The organism is Streptosporangium sp. G12, assembly GCF_052983175.1.
The window spans coordinates 1-24,012 of record NZ_JBRIQO010000030.1; the positions used below are offsets into that span (position 1 = coordinate 1).

20 protein-coding genes are annotated in these 24,012 nt (G+C 69.3%); 5 read left to right on the forward strand and 15 right to left on the reverse strand.

From position 1 onward, the window contains the following. Positions 1-313: 313 nt before the first annotated feature. The 5 genes from ffh to ACVCAG_RS36835 all read right to left on the reverse strand — a co-directional run bounded on the left by ffh (position 314) and on the right by ACVCAG_RS36835 (position 6,643). Positions 314-1,873, reverse strand: a complete 1,560-nt coding sequence (gene ffh / locus ACVCAG_RS36815; protein ID WP_440086884.1) for a signal recognition particle protein — start codon at positions 1,871-1,873, stop codon at positions 314-316. A gap of 85 nt (positions 1,874-1,958) precedes the next feature. Then, positions 1,959-2,519 carry a GTP-binding protein gene (locus tag ACVCAG_RS36820; RefSeq protein ID WP_031158879.1) on the reverse strand — a complete coding sequence of 187 codons (561 nt, stop codon included), beginning with the start codon at positions 2,517-2,519 and terminating at the stop codon, positions 1,959-1,961. 13 nt (positions 2,520-2,532) lie between these two features. Then, positions 2,533-2,991, reverse strand: coding sequence for a DUF742 domain-containing protein (locus ACVCAG_RS36825; RefSeq protein ID WP_440086886.1), 459 nt, complete (start codon positions 2,989-2,991; stop codon positions 2,533-2,535). Positions 2,992-3,015: 24 nt separating this feature from the next. Further along, entirely contained in the window at positions 3,016-3,429 is a 414-nt protein-coding gene (locus tag ACVCAG_RS36830) for a roadblock/LC7 domain-containing protein (RefSeq protein WP_326646986.1), read from the reverse strand. Positions 3,430-3,472: 43 nt separating this feature from the next. Further along, entirely contained in the window at positions 3,473-6,643 is a 3,171-nt protein-coding gene (locus ACVCAG_RS36835) for a nitrate- and nitrite sensing domain-containing protein (protein WP_440086887.1), read from the reverse strand. A 489-nt stretch (positions 6,644-7,132) separates the two neighbouring features. Here ACVCAG_RS36835 and ACVCAG_RS36840 point away from each other — a divergent pair, with 489 nt between their 5' ends. The 5 genes from ACVCAG_RS36840 (at position 7,133) to ACVCAG_RS36860 (ending at position 11,722) form a co-directional block, all read left to right on the forward strand. Continuing rightward, a complete protein-coding gene (locus ACVCAG_RS36840) occupies positions 7,133-8,119 on the forward strand; it encodes an ABC transporter substrate-binding protein (RefSeq protein WP_440086888.1) in 987 nt (328 codons plus the stop codon). Continuing rightward, positions 8,116-8,904 carry an ABC transporter permease subunit gene (locus ACVCAG_RS36845; RefSeq protein WP_440086889.1) on the forward strand — a complete coding sequence of 263 codons (789 nt, stop codon included), beginning with the start codon at positions 8,116-8,118 and terminating at the stop codon, positions 8,902-8,904. The genes ACVCAG_RS36840 and ACVCAG_RS36845 overlap by 4 nt, the downstream gene beginning before the upstream one ends. Next, positions 8,904-9,695, forward strand: coding sequence for an ABC transporter permease subunit (locus ACVCAG_RS36850; RefSeq protein WP_440086890.1), 792 nt, complete (start codon positions 8,904-8,906; stop codon positions 9,693-9,695). The genes ACVCAG_RS36845 and ACVCAG_RS36850 overlap by 1 nt, the downstream gene beginning before the upstream one ends. 9 nt (positions 9,696-9,704) lie before the next feature. After that, positions 9,705-10,487, forward strand: a complete 783-nt coding sequence (locus tag ACVCAG_RS36855) for an ATP-binding cassette domain-containing protein (protein ID WP_440086891.1) — start codon at positions 9,705-9,707, stop codon at positions 10,485-10,487. Positions 10,488-10,717: 230 nt separating this feature from the next. Further along, positions 10,718-11,722, forward strand: coding sequence for a methyltransferase (locus ACVCAG_RS36860; protein ID WP_440086892.1), 1,005 nt, complete (start codon positions 10,718-10,720; stop codon positions 11,720-11,722). Positions 11,723-11,908: 186 nt separating this feature from the next. Here ACVCAG_RS36860 and ACVCAG_RS36865 read toward each other — a convergent pair whose 3' ends face one another. The 10 genes from ACVCAG_RS36865 to ACVCAG_RS36910 form a co-directional block, all read right to left on the reverse strand. Then, positions 11,909-13,204 (reverse strand): flavin-dependent oxidoreductase, encoded by a 1,296-nt coding sequence (locus tag ACVCAG_RS36865; RefSeq protein ID WP_440086893.1) that lies wholly within the window; start codon positions 13,202-13,204, stop codon positions 11,909-11,911. Between the two features lie 25 nt (positions 13,205-13,229). Continuing rightward, positions 13,230-14,045, reverse strand: coding sequence for an ABC transporter permease subunit (locus ACVCAG_RS36870; RefSeq protein WP_440086894.1), 816 nt, complete (start codon positions 14,043-14,045; stop codon positions 13,230-13,232). Then, positions 14,042-14,821: an ABC transporter permease subunit gene (locus tag ACVCAG_RS36875; RefSeq protein ID WP_440086895.1), complete on the reverse strand. Its 780-nt coding sequence runs from the start codon at positions 14,819-14,821 to the stop codon at positions 14,042-14,044. The genes ACVCAG_RS36870 and ACVCAG_RS36875 overlap by 4 nt, the downstream gene beginning before the upstream one ends. Continuing rightward, positions 14,818-15,762, reverse strand: coding sequence for an MqnA/MqnD/SBP family protein (locus tag ACVCAG_RS36880; protein ID WP_440086896.1), 945 nt, complete (start codon positions 15,760-15,762; stop codon positions 14,818-14,820). The genes ACVCAG_RS36875 and ACVCAG_RS36880 overlap by 4 nt, the downstream gene beginning before the upstream one ends. 885 nt (positions 15,763-16,647) lie before the next feature. Next, positions 16,648-17,187, reverse strand: a complete 540-nt coding sequence (locus ACVCAG_RS36885; protein ID WP_440086897.1) for an ATP/GTP-binding protein — start codon at positions 17,185-17,187, stop codon at positions 16,648-16,650. A gap of 7 nt (positions 17,188-17,194) precedes the next feature. After that, positions 17,195-17,593, reverse strand: a complete 399-nt coding sequence (locus ACVCAG_RS36890) for a DUF742 domain-containing protein (RefSeq protein ID WP_362680287.1) — start codon at positions 17,591-17,593, stop codon at positions 17,195-17,197. Positions 17,594-17,602: 9 nt separating this feature from the next. Then, positions 17,603-18,025 (reverse strand): roadblock/LC7 domain-containing protein, encoded by a 423-nt coding sequence (locus ACVCAG_RS36895; RefSeq protein WP_030906232.1) that lies wholly within the window; start codon positions 18,023-18,025, stop codon positions 17,603-17,605. Then, positions 18,022-20,997: a sensor histidine kinase gene (locus ACVCAG_RS36900; protein WP_447191248.1), complete on the reverse strand. Its 2,976-nt coding sequence runs from the start codon at positions 20,995-20,997 to the stop codon at positions 18,022-18,024. The genes ACVCAG_RS36895 and ACVCAG_RS36900 overlap by 4 nt, the downstream gene beginning before the upstream one ends. A 197-nt stretch (positions 20,998-21,194) precedes the next feature. Continuing rightward, entirely contained in the window at positions 21,195-22,601 is a 1,407-nt protein-coding gene (locus ACVCAG_RS36905; RefSeq protein ID WP_447191249.1) for an aminobutyraldehyde dehydrogenase, read from the reverse strand. Between the two features lie 34 nt (positions 22,602-22,635). Next, positions 22,636-23,907 carry a nucleotide disphospho-sugar-binding domain-containing protein gene (locus ACVCAG_RS36910; RefSeq protein WP_440086901.1) on the reverse strand — a complete coding sequence of 424 codons (1,272 nt, stop codon included), beginning with the start codon at positions 23,905-23,907 and terminating at the stop codon, positions 22,636-22,638. Positions 23,908-24,012 lie beyond the last annotated feature (105 nt).

Below are 24,012 nucleotides of genomic sequence, written 5' to 3' on the forward strand. Positions count from 1 at the left end.
TCCACCTCCGAGGCTCGATCATGTGGCTGAAACTCCTCACTTCAACCACATGATCCGAACCTCGAACAGCTCCTAGGACCGGCCGGGCGGCCGGCCGCGAGAACCGCGGCTTTCGTGGCGGCCGCCCGGTCGACCACGATCCAGATCCACGCGGGCGGCGGGGCACGGCCGAACGCCGCGCCGATCGGATCGGGGGGCGGCGCGGGGCACTACTTGGGGCGTACCCCGAGGAGCTCGAGCACGGCGACGAGGATGAAACCCCCGACGATGATCACCCAGATCCACCTGGCGCGCGAGTGGAAGCCGTCGTCGCTCATTTCTGTCCCGGGAGCTTGAACTTCGAGGGGTCGAAGCCCGGCGGCAGCTCCAGGCCCGGCGGCAGCTGCTGCCGGGAGCCCAGCTTGCCGAGGAGGCCGCTCCCCGCGGGGGTCGCGGGCTCGTCGGTCTTGTCGGGGACGGCCTTGCCGAGCGCCGCCTTGCGCGGGTCACCGCTGACCCTGCGCCCCTTGGCCGCCTTCTTCTGCGCGGCCTTGCCGCCCTTGCGACCGCCCGGCATGCCGGGGATGCCCATGCCGCCGGCCATCCGCTTCATCATCTTCTGGGCGTCGAAGAAACGGGTGACCAGCCCGCTCACCTCGGTCACCGTCACGCCGGAACCCCTGGCGATACGGGCCCGGCGGGAGCCGTCGATCATCTTCGGGTTGTGACGCTCGGCAGGGGTCATCGAGCGGATGATGGCGGCGATGCGGTCGAGATCGCGGTCGTCGACCTGGTTGAGCTGCTCGCGCATCTGTCCCATGCCGGGCATCATCCCGAGCAGGTTCTTGATGGGGCCCATCTTCTGGACCATCATCATCTGCTCGAGGAAGTCCTCCAGGGTGAAGCCCTCGCCCGAGGTGAGCTTGCTCGCCATCTTGGCGGCCTCGGCCTCGTCGAAGGTCTTCTGGGCCTGCTCGATCAGGGTGAGGATGTCACCCATGTCGAGGATGCGGGACGCCATCCGGTCGGGGTGGAAGGCGTCGAAGTCCTCGAGCTTCTCACCGGTCGACGCGAACATGATCGGCCTGCCGGTGATGTGGCGGACCGACAGGGCGGCGCCACCGCGGGCGTCGCCGTCGAGCTTGGTCAGCACGACGCCGTCGAAACCCACGCCCTCCATGAAGGCCTGGGCCGTGGAGACGGCGTCCTGGCCGATCATGGCGTCGACGACGAACAGGACCTCGTCGGGCGAGACCGCGTCGCGGATGTCGGCCGCCTGCCTCATCAGCTCCTGGTCGATGCCCAGGCGGCCCGCGGTGTCGATGATGACGATGTCGTGCTGCTGCCGCTTGGCGTGGTCGATCGACTGGCGGGCCACGGCGACCGGGTCGCCGACGCCGTTGCCCGGCTCGGGCGCGTAGACCGCGACGCCCGCGCGCTCGGCCACGACCGAGAGCTGCTGGACGGCGTTGGGCCGCTGGAGGTCGGCGGCGACCAGCAGCGGCGTGTGGCTCTGCTCGCGCAGCCAGCGGGCCAGCTTGCCGGCCAGGGTCGTCTTGCCCGCGCCCTGCAGACCCGCGAGCATGATGACGGTCGGCGGGTTCTTCGCGTAGCGAAGCCGCCTGGTCTCACCACCGAGGATCTCGATGAGCTCGTCGTTGACGATCTTCACGACCTGCTGCGCCGGGTTCAGCGCCTGGGAGACCTCGACGCCGCGGGCGCGCTCCTTGACCTGGGCGACGAACGCCTTGACCACGGGCAGCGCGACGTCGGCCTCGAGCAGCGCGATGCGGATCTCGCGGCAGGTCGCGTCGATGTCGGCTTCGGACAGCCGACCCTTGGATCGAAGGGAGGAGAAGACCGATGTCAGCCGGTCGGAAAGCGTCTCGAACACGTGATTGGCCAGCCTCTGCGCTACAGGTCTGCGACTCGACCTCCCAGCCTATCCGCTGGGAGGTGCGACTGACGCCCTCCAGCGGTCAGCGACCCCAGCCGGGGACGGCCATCCGCATGGTGAGCGCGTGCTCCACGAGCGTGATGAGCGTGGCCTTCACCGCGTCGCGCGAGCGGGCGTCGGTCCGGGAGATGGGGATGTGCGGGGCCAGCGTCAGCGCCTCGCGCACCTCCTCCTCACCGTGGAGGTAGGTGCCGTCCCAGCCGTTGACCGCGACGACGAAGGGGAGCTTGGCCTCTTCGAAGTAGTCGATCGCCGGGAAGCTGTCGGCCAGCCGCCGGGTGTCGACGAGCACGATCGCGCCGATCGCGCCGCGGACCAGGTCGTCCCACATGAACCAGAACCGGTGCTGACCCGGCGTACCGAACAGGTACAGGATCAGGTCCCGGTCCAGCGAGACGCGGCCGAAGTCCATCGCGACCGTGGTGGTGGTCTTGTTCGGTGTGAGGCCGAGATCGTCGATCCCGGCGCTGGCGTCGGTCATCACCGCCTCCGTGGTCAGCGGCAGAATCTCCGACACCGCCCCCACGAAGGTGGTCTTGCCAACACCGAATCCCCCGGCGACGACGATTTTCGTCGATGTCAGGCCGCCGCCGCGGCTAGAGCCTGCGAAGTCCACTGAGCACCCTTTCCAGCAGGTTGAGATCCGGCTTGCCCGCGTCCAGCTGCGGCTGGTGGATCTGCACCAGGGCCTCGGCGGCCATGTCGGCCACCAGGATCCTGGTCACGCCGAGCGGGATGCGGAGCATCGCGGAGATCTCAGCGACCGAACGCACTTGCCGGCACAGGGCGCTGATCGCCTGATACTCCGGGGTGCGGGTGGATAAATCATGATGTATGGAGGTCGCCGAGGAGACCAGGGCCTCCAGGGCGAGTTGGGTCCGGGGGGCGGTGCGCCCCCCGGTCACGGCATACGGACGGACGAGGGAGCTCTGCTCCGACGGCGCCGGGTGCATGAGATGGGAAGGACCGCCCTGATGCCGGTGGGGGTCGTCCATTGATTGATAGGGATACCCGCCGTGCGGGTCGCCCTCACCGGTCCAGCCGCGGCCTGCCACGACAGCCTCCTAGCGTCATCGCCGTCACCGTGAGTGGGAAGACTGCAGTTCGGCGCGGACTGCCGGGGTCAGCACCTGACCCGCCCGCTCGACGAGCATCGTCATCTGGTAGGCCACCAGCCCCATGTCACAGTCGGCGGCGGCCAGCACCGCCAGACAGGAACCGTCACTGATGGACATGATGAGGAGCAGCCCTCGTTGCATCTCAACCACGGTCTGGGTGACCGCACCGCCCTCGAAAACCCGCGAGGCACCCTGGGTCAGGCTGATCAGGCCGGCCGCGACCGCGGCCAGCTGGTCCGCCCTGTCCCTGGGAAATCCGTCCGAGTACGCCAACGGCAGACCGTCGGCTGACACGACGACCGTGTGCGCCACACCTGGGACGTTGTTCACAAAGTCGGTGATCAGCCAATTGACCCCCCGGGCGGCCTGGCTCATTTCGCGCACGTGTCATCCTCCTTGGCGACCATGATGAGCTCGCTCACCGGTCCTCCTTGTTTCCTTCAACATCCCGGCCGAAGTCGGGATACGGCCGCCCGTCTCCGGCGCCGCCCCTGGCGGCCGCGCGCCCCTGCCGTACTCCCTGCTGGAAGCTCGCCAGCCTGCTGCGCACCGCCTCGGGGGAGACCGTCGGCCGGTGCACGGGAGTTTGGGGGGCCGCGCTCAGGTCGGGCGCGGCCGTACCGGGTACCAGGTTCGCCTTGGGCACCCGCTTGGGCAGCCCCGAACCGGTGACCCCGCCGAGCGAGGGCTCGCTGGCGGCCTTGGCGGCCTGCCAGCCCGCGTCGGCGGGCGACGACCAGCCGCCCGGTGCGGGGGTGGCCGGTTGCGAGAGCTGGACGGTCTCCTGAACGGCCTGGGCCTGAACCTGGGGGGCCTCTTCGGCCCGCTCCTGGACGGCCGGGGCCGGCTCGACCTTCTTGAACCAGTCGGACTCGACGGCCGCGAAGATCGGCAGGAACTCCTCCTTCGCCTCTTCCATGGGCGAGGCGTCGGGGATCACCGGCAGCGGGCCGGTGTTGTCCGCCGGGTCGAAGACGCGTCGCCCGAACGGCCCGGAGTTGCCGGTGGACGGCCAGCCTCCGGAGTCGCCGCGCGAGGAGGTGGACCAGACGTCGGAGCCGGTGTCCCTGCTCTGCTGACCGCCGGGCCAGACGGGGGCGTCGCTGCGCGGGGCCGTGTTCGGGCCCGTGGACCACGACCCCGCGTCACCGCGGGGCCCGCCCTGTCCCTGCCGCCATCCCGAGGGGTCGGGCTGGGAGGCGTTCGGCCAGCCGTGGCCGGGGTCGGTGCCGGGCGACGGCGCCTGTCCCGGCCAGGGGGTGTCGACGGGCGCCTGCCCGAACTGGCTGCCTCCGAAGGGAGGCTGCGAGGCCTCGAAGGAGTTGAACTGCTGCCCCATGTCGAAGGAGGCGAACGAGTTCTGGTGGGCGGCCTCGAACGAGGCGAAGGACGGCATCGGGGGGGCGGTGGGGCTGGCCAGCACGGGCGGGCGGTCCATGGAGGCCATGGACCCGGCCCAGTCCCCGCTCTGCATGCTGGGGGAGGTCCCGCCCGGGCGGTTGGTGACGGCGAGCAGGTTCTCCGGGAGCAGGACCATCGCGGTCAGGCCACCGCTGTCCTGCTGCCTGAGCTGGACGCGGATGCCGTGCCGCAGGGCGAGGCGGCCGACCACGAACAGGCCCATCCGGCGGGAGACGGAGACGTCCACCACCGGCGGGTTGGCCAGCCGCCAGTTGGCCTGGGAGAGCTCCTCGGCGGTCATGCCGATGCCGATGTCGGTCACCGAGACCATCACCCCGCCGCCGTCGATGCGGTTGCTGGAGACGATCACCTTGGTCTCGCGGGGGGAGAAGGAGATCGCGTTCTCCACGAGCTCCGCGATCAGGTGGACGACGTCGTTGACGGAGGTGCCCACCACGGACACGCCGGCGGACAGCTGCAGGTCGACCCGTTCGTAGTTCTCGACCTCCGACAGCGAGGCGCGGACCACGTCGATGAGCGGGACCGGCTGGCTCCACCGGCGGGCGGGCTCCTGGCCCGCGAGGACCAGGAGGTTCTCGGAGTTGCGGCGCATGCGGGTGGCGAGGTGGTCGAGCCGGAAGAGGCTGCCGAGCCGGCCCTCGTCCTGCTCGCCCTGCTCCAGGCTCTCGATGAGGGAGAGCTGGCGTTCGACCAGGGTCTGGCTGCGCCGGGAGAGGTTGACGAACATCGAGTTGACGTTGCTCCGCAGCGTGGCCTCCTGGCCCGCCAGCCGTACGGCCTCACGGTGGACCTCGTCGAAGGCCCGGGCCACCTCACCGATCTCGTCGTCGGAGGCGACGCCGATCGGGGTGATGTCGGTGGCCGAGACCTCGCCGCTCTCGCGCATCGTCTGGACGGTCTCGGGGAGGCGCTGGCCGGCGATGGAAAGCGCCTCGGTACGGAGCCTGCGCAGCGGCCTGACCAGCGACCTCGCCATGACGGCGGTGACGATCAGGACGAGGAGCAGCAGCAGTCCGCTCAGCCCGGCGGCGATCAGCGCGCCGCGCTGCTCGGACGCCTGCAGGTCCGCGCTCTGCATGATGAGGGTCTTGGCGACCTGTTCCTCCACCACGCGCATGCGCTCGATGATGTCGGTGGAGGAGTCGAACCAGGAGGGCAGGTCGTTGAGCTCGCTCTTGGAGACGTCGACGTTCACCAGCGGCCGGCCGTTGAGGGCCAGGAAGATGGCGCGGGCGCGCGTCGCCGCCGCGCGGTCCTTCTTCTGGCTGCTGACCGTGTCGTCGTAGAGCTGGCGCTGCTGGATCGACGCCTCGGAGCGGAAGGTCGCGAGCTCGCTGTCGAACTGCGCCCGGGCGGCCAGCATGGCGTCGAGGCCTTCGGCGCTGAACCCCCTGACGACGAGGGCGGCGGCGAGGTTCGCCCGTTCCCTGGACGCCTGCTCCTTGGCCCTGGTCAGCGCGGCGAACGCGGCCGCGCCGCTGGTGAGGTCCTGGTCGGAGACACCCTGGATGATCTCGTCGTGCAGGGCCAGCAGGTCCGCGATGGTACGGGAGTACATGGCGATCGTGGGCTGGGCCGGCACCTGGGTGGCCGCGCCCGCGGCCAGTTCGCGCAGGCTCTTGAGCTCGTCGATGCGGCGGCGGATCTGGGTGAGCTCGGTCTCGCCCCGGGTGCCGAGGGATCCCAGGAGACCGCTGTTGTCCATGGCCCCGTTGACGAGGAGGCTCACCGGCCCGACGACCTGGTCGACGGACTCGTACTGCTTGCGCAGGCTCGCCTTGCTGCTGGCCTGGCGGCCTCCCGCCACGTGCCGGGCCGACAGGTCCCGCTCGAGCTGCAGCTCGTCGACCAGGTCGCTGAGACCGGCGGTGAGTTCGGCGGTGGCGCGCACGCGTTCGTACTCGGCGGCGCTGCTGATCGAGGTGGTGACCCGCAGGCCGCCCAGCACGATCGCGGCGACGGTGGGAATGACGATGAGCGCGATCAGCCGCGATCTCACTCGCCAGTTCTTGAGCGCGAGCCTGCTGCCGTTCCTCTCGGACTTCTCGGAGTCGCGACCGTCGAGGTCCTGACCCGGGCCGCTCCGCGGCTGCCCCCCCTGGTTGTCGAATCCCAGGGCAGGTGCCAGCCCGGATTCGCGTTCGCTGGGGATTGACGCTGTCCTCACTGGCCTCCGCTGCCTCTCCTCGGATCGTCTGCTTGGAGGGGATCGCGTCACGCAGTGATGTGCGAGTGACGCCGACGCATCCATGGGGTAGGGGTTATTGGAGCACAGCCGGATGAGTTCGGCCAACAGCACATAACTCACATTCTTCACTTAACAGGCACACAGCATCCGCAATCGGGCGATGACTCTCCGTCCTGTAACCGCAAACTTCCACAAAGTTGCGAAACAGATTTATTGACTTCTTTCACGGCGCCCGCTAGATCCGCCCGTCGGCGATTGGTACCAGTGTGTCAACCGGGAGCCCTGTGACCGTTTTGTGGCTTAGGGACGAAAGGGGCAATATTTGTAATTTGACTGATCTACTCCGCTACTCTGATCGGCGGTCGGCATACCCCCCTTGACCAACATGCCTCCCGGGACCCCCTCCATGTCGCCCGTCGAGTCACCGCGAGTTCCGGCAGGGGCGGTCAAACGCAGCTAAGGAGACCCATGAGGTTCAAACTTGCGAGCCGGGCCGTCATCGCGGGAGTGGCCGCCGCCCTCGCGCTGAGCGCCTGCGGAAGCTCTGACACCCCCACTGACACCACCGCCGCGAACGCGGGGGGTCTGGAGAAGAGCAGCATCAAGATGGGGGCCCTGCCGATCCCCGACTCGGCCGCGCTCTACATCGCCAACAAGAGGGGCTTCTTCAAGGAGGAAGGGCTCACCGTCGAGATCGAGGTGGTGCCCGGAGGCGCCCAGGCCCAGCAGGGTCTCCTCGGCGGCACCCTGGACGCCACGCAGACGAACTACGTCTCGACCTTCCTCGCCGTCTCCAAGGGCCAGAAGATGAAGATCATCTCTGACCTCTACCAGGCCGCCCCGAACTCGTTCAACCTCATGGTGCCGAAGGACTCCGGGATCAAGACGCCCGCGGACCTCAAGGGCAAGAAGATCGCGGTCAACAGCAAGCAGAACATCGGCACCCTGGCGGTGACCACGGTGCTCAAGACCCACGGCCTCACCGAGAAGGACGTGGAGTTCGTGGAGTTCCCCTTCCCCGAGATGGGGGCCCAGCTGAAGAACAAGACCGTCGACGCCGCCTGGATGACGGAGCCGGCCCTGACCGCGGCGCAGAAGATCCTCGGCGCCCAGAAGCTCGCCGACACGATGGTCGACTCCACCGCCGACTTCCCCATCGCGGGAGTGGTCGTCACCGAGAAGTTCGCCAACGAGAACCCCAAGACGGTCGCCGCCTTCCAGCGCGCGGTCGCCAAGGCCCAGCAGATCGCCGCCACCGACCGCAAGGCCGTCGAGGAGATCCTGCCGACCTACACCAAGATCGACGCGGCGACCGCGGCCGTCATCACGCTCGGGTCCTTCCCCACCAGCCTCGACGAGACCCGCCTGCAGCGGGTCGCCGACCTCATGCTCGAGCAGGGTTACCTCACCAGCCCCATCCAGGCCAAGACCGTCCTCCCCGGAAACCTCGGGTGACAAGGCGCAATCCGCTCGACAACAGACTGCTCTGCGGCGTCCTCGGCGTCGCGGGGCTGTTCTGCGTCATGGAGGCCGCGGGCCGGGCCGGGCTGATCGACCCGATCGCGTTCCCGCTGGCCTCCACGGTGCTCGGCCGGGCGGCCGCTCTCGTGACGGACGGGGAGTTCCTCTCCGACGTCGCCTCGACCCTCGGCGCGTGGGCGACCGGTCTGCTGATCACGGTCGCGATCGCGGTGCCCGCCGGGTTCCTGCTCGGCACCCTGCCCCGTGTGGAGGGCGCTCTGCGGCCGATCGTGGAGTTCCTGCGCCCGATCCCGTCGATCGCGCTGATCCCGCTGGCCCTCGCCGTGTTCTCCGACAGATTCGACATGAAGGTCACCCTGGTCGTCTACGCGGCGACCTGGCCTGTCCTGATCAACACGATGTACGGCCTCAAGGACGTCGACCCGCTCGCCAAGGAGACGCTCCGCAGCTTCGGGTTCGGGAAACCGGCCGTGCTGTGGCGGGTCTCCCTGCCGAGCACCGCGCCCTTCATCGCCACCGGTGTCCGGCTGGCGTCGGCGATCGCGCTCATCGTGGCGATCAGCACGGAGCTGATCGGCGGCGGCGCCGACGGCATCGGCAGCTACGTCCTGGAGAGCGCGGGCGGTGTGGACGCGACGGAGTACGTCATCGCCGCCGCCATCTGGGCCGGCGTCATCGGCGTGGTCACCAACGGCCTGTTCGTGCTCGCGGAGCGGCGGCTCTTCCGCTGGCACACCGCCCGTACGGAGGTGGTGTGATGAGCGGCCCGATGCGTGTCATCGGCCGGCTGTGGCCGGTCGTGGTCGTCGTGGCGCTGTGGGAGCTGCTCACCCGCTACCTGGAGATGCTGAGCTTCCCGCCTCCGTCGCAGATCATGGCCAGCGCGTACACGTTGTGGCTGACCGGCCCCGCGGAGCGGCTCTGGCTCACCGACGCGGCGCTGGAGAACATTCCCGCGAGCGTCGGCCGGCTGCTGGCCGGGTGGGTGCTGGCCGGGGTCGTCGGGATCGCCCTCGGGGTCGCCCTGGGCCGCTCCCCTCTGCTCTTCCGCCTCGTCGACCCGCTGGTGCAGTTCGCCCGCGCCATTCCCCCGCCCATGCTGCTGGCGTTGTTCCTGGCGCTGTTCGCCATCGGTCCCCGGATGCAGATCAACTTCATCGCGTTCGGCATCGTCTGGCCGGTCCTGATCAACGCCTGCGAGGGGGCCAGGCACGTCGACCGACAGCACCTGGACACCGCGAGCGTCTTCGGGCTGACGGGCCGCGAGCGGCTGTTCCGGATCATCCTGCCCTCGGCCATGCCGAAGATCTTCGCCGGGCTCCGGGTCAGCCTGTCGCTGGCCCTGATCCTCATGGTGCTCTCCGAGCTGATCGGCAGCACCGACGGGATCGGCTTCCAGCTCCTGGACGCCCAGAGGTCGTACGACTTCCCCGGCGTGTGGGCGACCATCGTGGTGCTCGGCGTCCTGGGATACGCGCTCAACTCGGCGTTCCTGGCGGCCGAGCGACGTGTCCTGTCCTGGCACCGATCCGCCAAGCAGACGACCTGAGGACCTGCTGTGCTCGAAATCACGAACCTGTCCCATACATACGGCAGCGGGCCGACCGCGCACAACGCGCTGGGCGGCATCAACCTGAAGGTCGCCCAGGGCGAGCTGGTGTGCGTCGTCGGCCCCTCCGGGTGCGGCAAGTCCACCCTGCTGCGCTCCATCGCGGGGCTGATCCGGCCCAGCGGCGGCCAGGTCACGCTCAACGGCACCCGCGTCGAGCAGACACCCGACAACCTGGCCGTGGTGTTCCAGGACTACAGCCGCTCCCTGTTCCCCTGGATGTCGGTGGCCGACAACGTCTCGCTCCCGCTGCGCCGCAGGGGTCTGGACAAGCAGCGGCGCAGGGAGTCGGCGCTGGAGGCGCTGGAGGAGGTCGGGCTGCAGGGCGCCGCGGCCAAATACCCGTGGCAGCTGTCCGGCGGCATGCAGCAGCGGGTGTCCATCGCCCGCGCGCTGGCCTACCGTCCGGCGCTGCTGCTGATGGACGAGCCGTTCGGCTCCGTCGACGCCCAGACCCGCGAGGACCTGGAGGACCTGACCCTGCGGGTCCGAGGCCTGCACAACATGACCATCGTGCTGATCACCCACGACATCGACGAGAGCGTCTACGTCGGTGACCGCGTCGTGGTCCTGTCCAAGGCGCCCGCCGGGATCGTGGGCGACCTGCGCGTGGACCTGCCGGGGCCGCGCGACCAGATCACCACCCGCGAGCACCCCGACTTCGTGCACCTGCGCGCCGAGGTCGGCCGCCTGGTGCGCGGCATCCCCAGCCCGTCCACCCCGGCCCACTGAGCCCGGCCCTCCCCGCCCCCGGCGCCGGCCCCCGCCCCGGGCTCACGGCCCCGGCTCACGGTCCCGGACCGCGACGGGAACGCCGGCGGGCCCGGCTCCCGGTGCCGTGAAGAACACCCGCCGGAGCCGGCGCGCCCCCCGCCCGGGCGCGCCGGCGCTCCGGCGTGGACGCCCGACCCGGGCGTGCCGGTCCCCCTCACGGAGCCGCACGCCGCACAGAGAGGATCTCCATGAGCAACCCACAGGCACCGGTCTGGGACGCGATCGGCGGCGTCTCCCGCTTCGCCGCCCTCGCCACGATGGCCGAGCTCGGCTGCGCCGACCACCTGCGCGACGGGCCCCTGGACGTCGACGAGCTCGCGCGGCGCTGCGGCGCCGACGCGCCCGCGCTCGGCAGGGTGCTGCGCGAACTCGCCTCCATGGGCATCGTCGCGACGGTACGGCCCGGCGTGTACGAGCTGACCGAGGCCGGAGCCACCCTCCGCGACGACGTGCCGGGCTCGCTGCGCCCGGCGGTACGGATGATCGCCGAGGAGGGCTTCTGGTACGGCATGGGCAAGGTACCGCAGACCGCCCGCACCGGCAGGTCGGGGTTCGCCGAGCGGCACGGCCCGCTGTACGGCTACCTCAAGGCCAACCCCCGGGCCGGGGCCCTGTTCAACGACTACATGGTGGTCCGGGCCAAGCCCTTCGCGGACGCGGTGGCCGAGCGCTACGACTTCTCCGGCGTGCGCACGCTGGTGGACGTGGCCGGCGGCAAGGGCCACATCCTGGCCGCCGTTCTGAACAGGTATTCAAATGTCGCGGGCATTCTTTTCGACCAGGAACAGGTGGTCGAAGACGCCAGGCGGTTCTTCACCGAGGCCGCTCTTGAAGACCGGTGCAAATTCGTCTCCGGCGACTTCTTCGCCTCGGTACCCGAGGGCGGCGACACCTATCTGTTGAGCAGCGTCATCCACAACTGGTCCGACGAGGACTCGGTGCAGATTCTGCGCAATGTCCGTAAGGCCATTTCCGAGGACGGCCGGGTGCTGCTGGTGGAGGCCGTGGTGCCCGACGACGACCGGCCGCACATCAGCAAGGACATCGACATGCGCATGCTCGCCCTGTTCGGGGACGGCATGGAGCGCAGCGCCTCCGAGTACGCCGCACTGCTGGAGGCCTCCGACTTCCGGCTCAGCCGGCAGGTGGAGCTGCCCCAGGGAGCCTCCGTCGTGGAGGCCCTGCCTGTGTGACGGGGCTGTGTGACGACGGTCGGCGGCCGGTGACGTGAACCTCGCGTCACCGGCCGTCGCCGTTTCGCCCGCCTCGCGAACCGCGCCCGCGCTTCCGGGCCGGGAGCGCGCCCCGTCCCCCGGGGACGGTCTCGCCCCCTGCCGGTTCAGCGGTCACCAGTCAGGGCCACCCGTCACCAGAATCTCCTACATACCGATATAACGAGCATTCCACGAGGAACGGGCGTTGAGGGCGCTCACGTCCACGTCGGTGATCCTCTGCTGGGCAGCGGCCATCTCCGCCAGTTCCTTCGGCGTGAGCACGTCGGCGATGTCGTCGAACCCGCCGGGCGCCCGCTCGGTGACCAGCGCGATGGTCTTCTCCATGGGCAGCTCACGATGGGCGAGCACGAGCCCCGTGGTGGCGGTCCTGCGCTCCTTCTCGTACGCGGCCAGTCCCGCGGCCGGATCGGTCGCGCCGGCCAGCTCCCTGGCCAGGACCCGGGCGTCCAGTACGGCCTGCGAACCGCCGTTGGCGCCCACCGGGTACATCGGGTGCGCGGCGTCTCCCAGCAGGGTGACCCGGCCCGCTCCCCACGAGGGGAGCGGGTCCTTGTCCACCATGGGGTACTCCAGGATCCGTTCCGAACCGGAGATGAGCGCGGGCACGTCCAGGTAGGGCAGTCTCCAGCCGTCGAAATGCGGGAGCACGTCCTCCAGACGGCCGGGTCTGGACCAGTCGGCGGCCGGGACGGGGCCGGGTTCGGCGGTCATCACCTCGGCCACCCAGTTGATCAGCACTCTCCCCCGGACCCGAGCCCGCGAGATGGGGTAGACCACGAACTTCGCCGACAGGTTGGAACCCGCGACGATCATCGTGGTGCCGTCGAGAAAAGGATCCCCCTCGGCCGTTCCCCGCCACATCCGGATCCCGTTCCACAGCAGCGGCCCGTCGCCGGGATGCAGCCGGGCACGCACGGCCGAGTGGATGCCGTCCGCGCCCACGAGGACGTCGGCCGTCTCCTTCAGGCGCTCACCGGTCCGCACGTCGCGCAGCGACACCGTGACGCCGGTGACGCCGGCGGGTCCGGCGGGTCCGGCCTCCTCCTGCTCGAATTCCTCCAGCCGCAGCCCGGTCCTGACGGCGCCGGCGCCGAGCCGTTCACGCACCGCGGAAAGAAGCAGCATCTGCAGCTCACCGCGGTGAACGGAGTACTGGGGCCAGTTGTATCCCGCGAACCTTCCGCGCGGCAGCGACAGGATCGTTGCACCGAACCTGTCCGTGAAGTTCATGGAACCCGTCGGGACGCCGATCTCCGCGAGCTCGTCCCCCACGCCGAGCTCGGTCAGCTCCCGGACGGCGTGGGGTTGCAGGTTGATGCCCACCCCCAGCGGGCGCAACTCCACGGCCGACTCGGCGATCACGCAGTCGATACCCGCGGCGTGAAGGCTCAGCGCGGTGGTGAGCCCTCCGATGCCACCTCCGATGATCAGTACTCGCATGGCGTCCTCGATGTCCGTCGGGGGTTCATGTCTCACTCCGCGCGTTCAGGTGCCACCTGAGCACCCGCTTCTCCACCGCCACGAAAACGGCGTTGAGCAGGTACCCCAGTAGGCCCAGGATCACGATTCCCGCCCACATCCGGGGCAGTTCGAAGCTGCGCTGTGCGCCTATGAGAAGCGAGCCGATGCCCACGGTGCTCCCGATGAGCTCGGACAGGACCATCAGGATCAGGGCGAGGCCCAGGCTGATCCGGAGCCCGGCCACGATCTTGGGAGCCGCGCCGGGAATGATGATCCACAGCAGCCTCCGGATCCCCCGCACCCCGAAGACCTCGGCACTGTCCAGATGGAGCTGCTCCACCGTACGTACGCCGTCGGTGGTGTTGAGCAACACCGGCCAGATGACTCCGGAGACGATGGTCGCCACCTGCATGGGCGTCCCGAGCTGGAACGCCACGATGTAGAAGGAGATCAGGGTGGGCGGCGGAACCGCCCGTCCGAAGTGGACCATGGGCTCCACGTAGTCGGCCAGCGTGCGGGACAGGCCCAGCGCGATGCCGACGGCGACCCCCGCGAGACAGGCGAGCGCCCACCCTCCGAAGAGGTTGTACAGGCTGTGCCCGAAGTCGTCCAGCGCGTCCTGGGTGAGGAACAGCCGGCTCGCCGGACCGGAGAACCACAGCTCGTACATCGTCGCGACGATCTGCGACGGCGGCGGGAAGTAGCTCTCCTGGATGATCCGGGTGGCCACCTCCCAGACCGCGATCAACGCGGCCGCGAGCCAGAACCGGGACACCGCCCCGGTGATGACACCGCGCGCCGCCGTACCGGCCCGGCTCATCGTGTCGTCTCCTCGGCGCGCGCGAAGTGCCAGCCGAAGAGACCGCGCTCCACCCGGAGCAGCAGCGCGTTGACGACGAGGCCGAGCGCTCCCGCCCAGACCGCACCGGCCAGTATCACGTCGGTGTTGCCTCCGGAGCTGCCCGCGGTGATGAGGAAGACGCCGAGACCGCTCGTGCCGCCGCTCAGCAGTTCGGCGCTCACGACCACGACCAGCGCGATGCCCGCGGAGACACGCACCCCGGTCGCCACGAACGGTGCCGCGCTGGGCAGCGAGACCCGCCAGAGCACGGCCAGGGGACCGAAGCCGAAACTACGCAGCGCGTCCTTCGCCACGGGGTCCACGTCCCGAAGCGCGTAGAGCGTGTTGAGCAGGATGGGCCAGGAGGCCGCGTAGAGGATCAGGGACACCTTCATCTCGGTCTCCGCCCCGAACAGCAGAATCGCCAGCGGGATCAACGCCACCGAGGGGATCGGGCGGAGAAACTCCACCACGACCCGGCTCGGCGTGCTGAGCCACGGAACCGATCCGAGTACCACGCCGGCGGTGACCGCCACGACGACGGCCAGAGCCAGGCCGACCAGCCAGGCCAGGACCGTGTCCGCCACACCGGCGAGGAAGAGGGGGTCCCCCGCCAGCGTGACGGACCGGAGCAGCACGACCGAGACCGGTGGGACGACCTCCGGGTCGGCGATCCCCAGCCGGATGACCGTCTCGGCGAGGACCATCGCCGCGCAGGCCCCGATCGCCCCCCGGATGACACGGTTTCTGTTCACGTGCCGGCGATGATGAGGTCCTGCACGTTGAGCGTCTCGTCGAGGAGGCCTGACTCGCGCATGGTGTCGGTGACCCGCTGGAGACCGGTGGCGTTCAGCGTGGTGGGGAAGCTTCCGAAGGCGAGGTCGGCCGCCGTGTCCGCGGTGATCTTGGTGTATTTCGGGATGGCCGCGATCACGTTCGCCCGGTCGGCCGCGAGCGCCTTGGCCTCCGCCATCACCCGCTGGAACGCCGCCACGGTGTTGGGGTTCGCCTTGGCGAACTCCGAGGTCACCGCGTAGCCGGCGATCGGGAAGTCCGCGGTCGGTCCCTGGGAGAGGTCCCAGAGGACCCGGGCGCCGATGGACCGGCCGATCAAGGTGCCGAACGGCTCCACGACCACGACGGCGTCGGCCGTGCCGGCCTTCAGCACGCTCTCCATCTCCGGGAAGGGGAACTCCACGAAGCTCTTGTCCTCGTCGAGCTCGATGTTGTGCGCCTTGGCGGCCACACGGGCCAGCATCGTCGCGATGTTGCGCTTGGTGTTGACCGCGATGGTCTTGCCCTTGAGGTCGGCCACGGTCCGGATCGGGCTGTCCTTGGCGACCATGATCGTATGCGTCCCGGGAGCGCTCCGGAAGCCGTCGGAAACGATTTTGAGGTCGATGACACCCTTGGCGTGGGCGCTGAAGAAGGAGACGTAGTTGCCGAAGCTGACGTCCAGGCTGCCGCCCTTGAGCTTGGGAATGGCCTCCGCGCCGCCCGCGAGCATGCTCAGCGTGACATCGAGACCCTGCTTCCTGAACAGCCCCTTCTCCAGCGCGATCTGCAGCGGCGCCGTGTCGAGGACCGGGATCGTGCCGATGTTGATCTTGACCTTCTCCGGGCCGGAGCCGCCGGCGTCCCTGCCAGGCTCCTCGGCGCCGCCGCATCCGGTGACCGCGATGAGTGCCAGCGCCATGATTCCGGCAATGGACGAGCGTAATCTCATGGATCCCCCAAGGCCGCGCAGCATGAAGAAACGATCTTCAGAACGAAGAACGGCAGATTCTAGCGTCCATACATATCTATAATACGAATTCCGCTATTGTGTTATCAAATTTCCAATTTAGAACATATTTCACGATGAACGACAGTGCGGCACGAAACAGACATAACACCACTAGGTGCCATAAGCTCCGCTTGAGTCCCCGCACCCGTTCCAGCGAATCGCGCTCCGGAAATCACCTTGCTCGAAATCACCGGCCTCACCCACGCCCACGGCGGCGGCGAGAAAGCGCACCGGGCCGCCGAAGAGCCCGAACCTAGCGTCGGGGCCTCCGCGTCGCCGGCCTTTCGGACCCCGTGAAGTCCACCCCGCCGCGCCCCGCCGCCGGCCTCGTCAGGCCGGCCGGCGAAACCGTCGAAGTGGGCGGAGTTCCGGTCCGGCGGACGCCCGGCAACCTGGCGGTGGTCTTTCAGAGCACCGGACACGAACCAGATGCGGGCACAAATAATATATTCACGCCCTATATTTCAATATAAGTGACGTGTACATGTTCGCGGCCATCCGCCCGCCAGGCCGACGCGCCGTCATACCGCGCCGTCCTCACGTTCGAGGTCCTGTCGGCGGGCAGGAAAGGATCCCGATTAAGGAAGTCTTATAAGGATCGGACGATCTGTCCGTAATTCCCTCATCGGCCTTGTCGTCGTTCCAGCGCTCGCCTCGTGCGGCGATTCCGGTACCGGCACGGGAAGGCCGGACCGGACGGTCTCCGCCTTCCACGAGAGTGAGGGTCTTCGTGAAGGCGGGTCTCCCCGAAGGCGCGGGCCTCGTCCCGATGAGGACGAGGCCCGCGCCGGGACGTCAGACCCGGAGGGTGAGAACGTGCTCGACCAAGGTGATCAAGGTCGACTTCACGGCGTCGCGGGACCGGGCGTCGGTCCGGACGACGGGGATGTGCGGGGCGATCGTCAGAGCCTCCCGCACCTCCTCCTCACCGTGGACGTGCGATCCGCCGAACCCGTTGAGGGCCACGACGAACGGCAGGCCGGCCTCTTCGAAGTAGTCGATCGCCGGGAAGCTGTCGGCCAGCCGCCGGGTGTCGACGAGCACGATCGCGCCGATCGCGCCGCGGACCAGGTCGTCCCACATGAACCAGAACCGGTGCTGACCCGGCGTACCGAACAGGTACAGGATCAGATCACGGTCCAGCGAGACCCGGCCGAAGTCCATGGCGACCGTGGTGGTCCGCTTTGTCGGAATGTGCGAGAGGTCGTCGACGTCCGCACTCGCCTCCGTCATCACCGCTTCCGTGGTCAGCGGCATGATCTCGGAGACCGCACCGACGAAGGTCGTCTTGCCGACACCGAACCCGCCGGCAACGACGATCTTCGTCGACGTCATTCCGGCGTCAGAGCCTGCGAAGCCCACTGAGCACCCTTTCAAGCAAATTGAGATCCGGCTTACCCGCATCCAGCGACGGCTGGTGGATCTGCACCAAGCCCTCGGCCGCCATGTCCGCGATCAACACCCGGGTCACGCCGAGAGGCATGCGCAACAGGGCGGAGAGCTCGGCAACCGAGCGCACCTGCCGGGACAGCGAGATGATCGCCTGATATTCCGTGGAGAGCGTGGTGGGATCCACGCCCGCAAACGTCGCCGAGGAGACCAGCGCCTCGAGAGCGAGCTGCATCCGAGGAGCGGTCCTGCCCCCGGTCACAGCATACGGACGGATCAAACGATCTCGCCCGCTCTTGGCCTGGGACGTGCCCAGAGATTCCTCCGGGCCACGCCAACCTGGTGCGTCCATATCACCCCCCTATCGCTGAACCGACTGCAGCTCGGCCCGGAGCGCAGGCGTAAGCGCCTGGCCGGCACGCTCTGCGAGCAGTGTCATCTGGTAGGCCACGAGGCCCATGTCGCAGTCCGGCGAGGCCAGCACGGCCAGCGCGGAGCCATCGCTGATCGACATGGTCAGCAGGAGACCCCGCTGCATCTCGATCACCGTCTGTGCCACGGGACCGCCCTCGAAGACCCGCGAGGCCCCCTGGGTGAGACTGATCAGACCGGCCGTGATCGCGGCGAGCTGGTCCGCCCGGTCCTTGGGGAAACCCTGGGAGTAGGCCAGCGGGAGCCCGTCCGCGGAGACGATCACCGCGTGCGCCACTCCGGGCATCTCCTTGACGAACTCGGTGATCAGCCAGTTGAAACCGCGAGCGGCCTGGCTGAGTTGGTTGTTCACTGCTGGTTCTCTCCCTCGACGGCGTTGGCGCGCTCGCTCATCTCAGCACGTCCCTGCCGTACGCCTTGCTGGAAACTGGACAGACGGCTGCGCACCCGTTCCGCCGATATCGGCGGCATCGGGGGGGCCGGAGCCGCCGGAGCCGCGGAGGCGGCCCCGGGAACGAGGTTCGCCTTGGGCACCCGCTTGGGCAGGCCCGCTCCGGTCACGCCGCCCTCCACGGGCTTCTTGGCGACCTCGGCGGCCGCCCAGCCCTGGTCGGAGGGAGTGCTCCACGGCTGCCTCTCGGCCGCCGGCTCGGCCGGCCTGGGCTGCTGCGCCTGCTGGGGCGTCCGCTGCGGCAACGGCTGGGACTGCTGCTGGGGCGTCCGCTGCGGCAACGGCTGGGACTGCTGCGGCGGTGGCGAGGAATGCGTGATCTGCGGGATGTTCTGGGTCTCCAGCCCTTGCGGACCCCTCCTGACCCGTTGCTCCAGCGGCCGTGGCCTGACCTCGGCCACGGGCTCGGGAGCGGCCTCCGGCTCCGGCTCGGGAGCGACGGACGCGCTGCTGCGGAACCAGTCGGAGCCCACCGCCGCGAAGATCGGCAGGAACTCCTCGGGCTCCGGTTCCGTCGGCGGCACCTCGACCACGGGAAGTGCCTGGGTGTTCTCCATCGGTTCCAGCCGCTGCGGCGTCCAGGGGTCGATCGCGGGCGGGTCGGGCCAGGCCGAGGGGAACGACGGCGGCGCGGTCGACGCCATGGGGGACGACCACAGGTCCTCCACCGCGGAGGCGGGCACCATCGGCCCGGACCACAGGTCCGCGGACGTCGGCGCCGGCACCTGAGGAGGCGCCTGGGCGGGCGGCGTCCCGGGACCGGCCTGCGGCCGGGTACCGCGCCCGGCCCCGGCCCCGGCCCCGGTCCCGAACGGGTCCGGGTTCGGGACGGAGCCGAACGGGTCGGGGTTCACCGCGCCGAACGAGTCCTGGTTGGACATGTTCGACATGCTGGACATGGAGCCGAACGAGTTCGCCGGGCCCCCGAAGGAGCCGGACGGCATGCCCTGTGCCGACATCGCCATCTCGGGCATCATCGTGGACTGGGCCACCACCTGCACCGGCAGGAGCACGACGGCGCTGAGGCCGCCGGTGTCCGGGCGCCTGAGCTGGACCCTGATGCCGTGGCGCATGGCCAGGCGGCCGACCACGAACAGGCCCATCCGGCGGGAGACCGACAGGTCCACCGCGGGGGGCTCGGCCAGGCGGCGGTTGGCCTCGGCCAGTTCCTCGTCGCTCATCCCGATGCCGGAGTCGGTGACCGCCAGGATGACGGCGCCCATCTCGTTGCCGTTGCTGGTCACCGTGATCTTGGTGTCCTGCGGCGAGAAGAAGATCGCGTTCTCGACGAGCTCCGCGACCAGGTGGACGATGTCGTTGACGGCCTGACCGATGATCGAGATACCCGACTCGATCCGGAGGTTGACCCTCTCGTAGTTCTCGACCTCCGACAGCGAGGCGCGGACGACGTCGCTGAGCGGGACCGGCTCGCTCCACCGGCGGCTCTGCTCCTGGCCGGCGAGGACCAGGAGGTTCTCGGAGTTGCGGCGCATGCGGGTGGCCAGGTGGTCCAGCTTGAAGAGGCTGCCCAGCCGGCCCTCGTCCTGCTCGCCCTGCTCGAGGTCGTCGATGAGGTCGATCTGCCGTTCCACCAGCGACTGGGTGCGGCGGGAGAGGTTGACGAACATCGCGTTGATGTTGCTGCGCAGGCGGGCCTCGTCACCGGCGAGCCGGATGGCCTCGCGGTGGACCTCGTCGAAGGCCCGGGCCACTTCCCCGATCTCGTCGCGGGAGGCCACTCCGATGGAGGGCACCTCGACGTTCGGGGCGTGGTCGCCGGACTCCCGCAGCACCCGGACGGTCTCGGGCAGCCGGGTGTCGGCCACCTCGAGCGCCTCGCTGCGCAGCCTGCGCAGCGGCCGGACGAGCGTGCCGGCCACCCAGGCGGTGATGAGCAGGATCAGTACCAGCAGGACCAGGATCGAGGCGCCGGAGATCACGGCGCTGCGCTGCTCGGCGCTCTCCATCTCCTGGCTGCGGGCGACGACCGCGGACGCCAGGCGGCGCTCGAGGGTCCGCATGCCCTCCACGATCGAGGTGGAGGCGCCGTACCAGGTGTTGGCGCTCGCGGGCCAGGTGCGGCCGGCCATCCGCTCCAGCGGCTTGTTCTCGCGCATGAGGGACATGACGAGGGCACGCACGGAGTCGGCCTGGTCGACCTTGGGGCCGGTGACCGCGTCGCGGAAACCCTTGATGTCGGAGGCGGAGGCGGTGGCCCGGAAGGCGTTCTCCTCGCTCTGCTGGCTCCGGTACGCGCCGAGGAGGTCGGCGGGGTCGTCGAAGTCGAACTTGCGGTCCAGGAAGCTGACCAGGAGGGTGCCGCGCTGCCTGGCGACCTGCTCCTTGGCCCGGGTCAGCGCGCCCAGCGCGAGCGCGTCTCCGATGAGGCGCTCGTCGCCGCCGCTGCGGCCCAGGTCGTCGTGGAGGGTGATGAAGTCGGTGATCATCCGCGTGTACATGCCGAGGGCCGCTCGGGGGAGCACGCTTCCCTCGGTCATCAGCCTGCGCAGGCCGGGGAGCCCGTTGAGCCAGCGGCGGATCTGGGCGACCTCGGTACGGACGCGGGCGGCCTGCGACGCGTCGAGGGTGTCCATGGCGGCCAGCGTCTGCTCCCTGCTCCGGTCGACCACCGCGCGCTGTTCCCTGACCCTGCCCAGGTTGGTGCGGGTCTTGGCGGCGATGGACCAGGCGGTGAGGTCGCGCTCCTCGGCCATCTCGTGGGAGAGGGTGCCGAGCGACTCGACCAGCGCGGCGACCTCGCTCATCCGGCGGTACTCGTTGGCCGTGGACAGGGCCGTGGTGAGCTGGAGGCCGGTGAGGAGCACGGCCGCGGCGGTCGGGAGCAGGATCAGCGCGACCAGACGGGGACGCACACGCCAGTTCGCCGGCAGGAGTCGACTGCCCACCCCTGACGCGCGGTGGCTCCGGCGGTCTTGTGTCATCACTGGCCTACGTAACCCCTCGCCGGATTTGGAAGCGGCGGAAGCAATTTGAGCACATCCTTTATGTCACTTCGAATGGAGTAAGTGCCGACATATCCCCTTAAAGGGGACATATGGCATCAAAGTTTTCAGGCGGGCCGGAAGGAATCCCTCACCTCCGGAGCCTGGTGCTTGATCATCAGATGGCGGGTCACAGAGTATTCCTGAACCGCCTCCTGACTCATGTCCTTGCCGAAGCCACTTCCCTTGACCCCGCCGTGCGGCGCCTCGGACGCGATGGGCAGATGGTCGTTCACCCAGGTCACGCCCACGTCGAGCCGGTGCGAGACGCGCAGTGCCCTCGCCACGTCCCTGGACCAGACCGAGGAGGCCAGGCCGTAGGGGGTGTCGTTGGCCAGCCGTACCGCCTCGTCCTCACCGTCGAAGGGCAGGGCCACGAGGACCGGACCGAAAAGCTCACCCTGAACGATCTCACTGTTCTGCGCGGCGCCGGAAACCAGGGTGGGCGGATAGTAGAACCCGGGCCCCTCGAGCGGGACACCGCCGTGCAGCACGGAGGCGCCCGCGGCGACGGCGCGCTCGACGAAGCCGTGCACGCGGTCGCGGTGCCCGGCGGAGATCAGCGGGCCGATGTCGGTGGCCGGGTCCCAGGGGTCGCCCACCGTGATCTGGGCCAGCGTCGCGTGGAGCGCCTCGACGGCCTCGTCGTACACGTCGCGGGAGATGTAGACGCGGGTCGCGGCCGTGCAGTCCTGGCCGGTGTTGTAGGTGGCGCCCATCGCGACGCCCCTCGCCATCTCCGACAGGTCCGCGTCGCCGAAGACCAGCGCCGGGGCCTTGCCGCCGAGTTCCAGGTGGACCCGCTTCAGCGAGCCGGTGGCACCGCGCATGACGGCGCGGCCGGTCGCGGTGGAGCCCGTGACGCTCACCATGTCGACGCCCGGGTCGGCGACGAGGGCCTCGCCCACCTCGGCGTCGCCCAGGACGACCTGGAGCAGGCCGTCGGGCGCGCCGGCGCGGGCGAACAGCTCCGCCATCCTGAGCGTGGTGCCCGGCGTCTGCGGGGCGGGCTTGATGACCACCGCGTTCCCGGCCGCCAGCGCGGGGCCGATCTTCCACACCGCCATGACCAGGGGGAAGTTCCAGGGGGCGATCGATCCCACGACCCCGATCGGGCGGCGTACCAGCACCGAGGTGTAGCCGGAGCTGAGCACCCCCGCGCCGGTACCGTCCAGCGAGCGGGCCGCACCGGCGAAGAAGCGGAGGTTGTCGGCCGCGAACGGCAGTTCGCCGTCGCGGAAGACCGCGGCGGGCTTGCCGGTCTCGATGACCTCCAGCCGGGTGAGCTCCCCGGCGTCGCCCTCGACGAGGTCGGCGAAGCGCAGCAGCACCCTGGACCGTTCGGCCGGGGTCGCCGTGCTCCACTCCTCGAACGCCGCGCGGGCCCGCCGCACGGCGGCGGCCACCTCCTCGATCGGGGTGTCGGCCACCTCCCGCAGCAGGTCGCCGGTCGCCGGATTGATCAACTTGCCCATGGAACTTCCCTCGTCGTGGTGATGCGGGGAGCCGTCAGGCGCCGGCCCGCTCGATCAGGTCGGCCGCCCTGCGCAGGCCGTCCCGGCCGCGGATCTCCTCGCCCGCGGCGGCCAGGCGCTCGCGGAGCGCGGTGTCGCCCAGGAGCCGCTCCAGCGCACCGGTCAGCTCCTCGTCGGAGAAGGTGTAGGTGGCCAGGCGCACACCGTAGCCGAGCTCGTGGACGCGCTGCGCGTTGTCGTACTGGTCCCAGAACAGGGGCAGCAGGATCATCGGCTTGCCGAAGTGCAGCGCCTCGGTGGTGGTGTTGTTGCCGCCGTGCGTGATGACCAGGTCGACCAACGGGATGATCTTGGTCTGCGGCACGAACTCGGCGCCCCACATGTTGCCGGCCAGCTTGATCTCCTCGTGCAGCGGCCCCATGGAGACGATGAAGCGGTACGGGGTCGTGGCCAGCACGTCGATGACCCGCTGCATGAGGGCGACGTCCGCCGAGCCGAGCGAGCCCAGCGAGAAGTAGACCAGCGGCCCCTCCTGCCCGGCCAGCGACGCGGGGAGCTCGAAGCCGCCCTCCGTCTCGCGCACCGAGGAGTCCAGGCGGTGCCAGGAGTCGCCCAGCGGCCGGGCGTCGGTGTAGTCGGCGATCTCCGGGAAGACGTACAGGTTGAGGTCGCCCTCGTGGATGAAGTCCAGGTCCGGCAGCGGGCGGGCGCCCTGCTCGACGACCCACTCGTTGAAGGCGGTCCAGATCTCGCGGTGGGTGCGGTCGTACTCGGCGTTGAAGGCGTCCCACTCGGAGCGGTCGTCGGCGGGCAGCCCGGAGAAGACCGGCGCGACGCCCTCGCCGCGCACCTCCAGCGGGTTGCAGGACACGATCCGCACGAACGGCTTGCCCGCCGTCAGCAGCGCCGGGAAGGTGATGACGTTGTCCTCGACGATGACGTCCGGCTGGACGCGCTCGATAATCGCCTTCAGCTGAGGCTCGCAGTACTTGGCGCCGTCGATAAGCGCGTCCCAGATCGGCTTGGTGACCGTCTCCAGCTGCTCCAGGGTCGACTTCCGGTATTCGGGCGCGGTGTCCCTGATGAAGTCCTTCCAGAACTGCCCGGCGTCCTGCTCCTCCTCGGACGGCGGCGCGAGATCGACCAGGTCCTCCTCGAATCCGAGAGCCGCCAATTTCCCCTTCCAGGAGGCCTCAGCTGCGAAAACGACTCGATGTCCGCGCTTACGAAGAATGTCACCGATGCCGATGCAGTTGTTCGTCGGCCCGTAGGCACTCTCCGGCATGAACAGGATCGTGAGAGACATCACGCCTCCTTGCGTCTAGGGGGTTGCGGCTTTTGAAGAATGGTTCAATTCTTGGCTGGTAAAAACGCCGGGAAAGGGCCACTATGGACCCCGGCACAGAGCGTG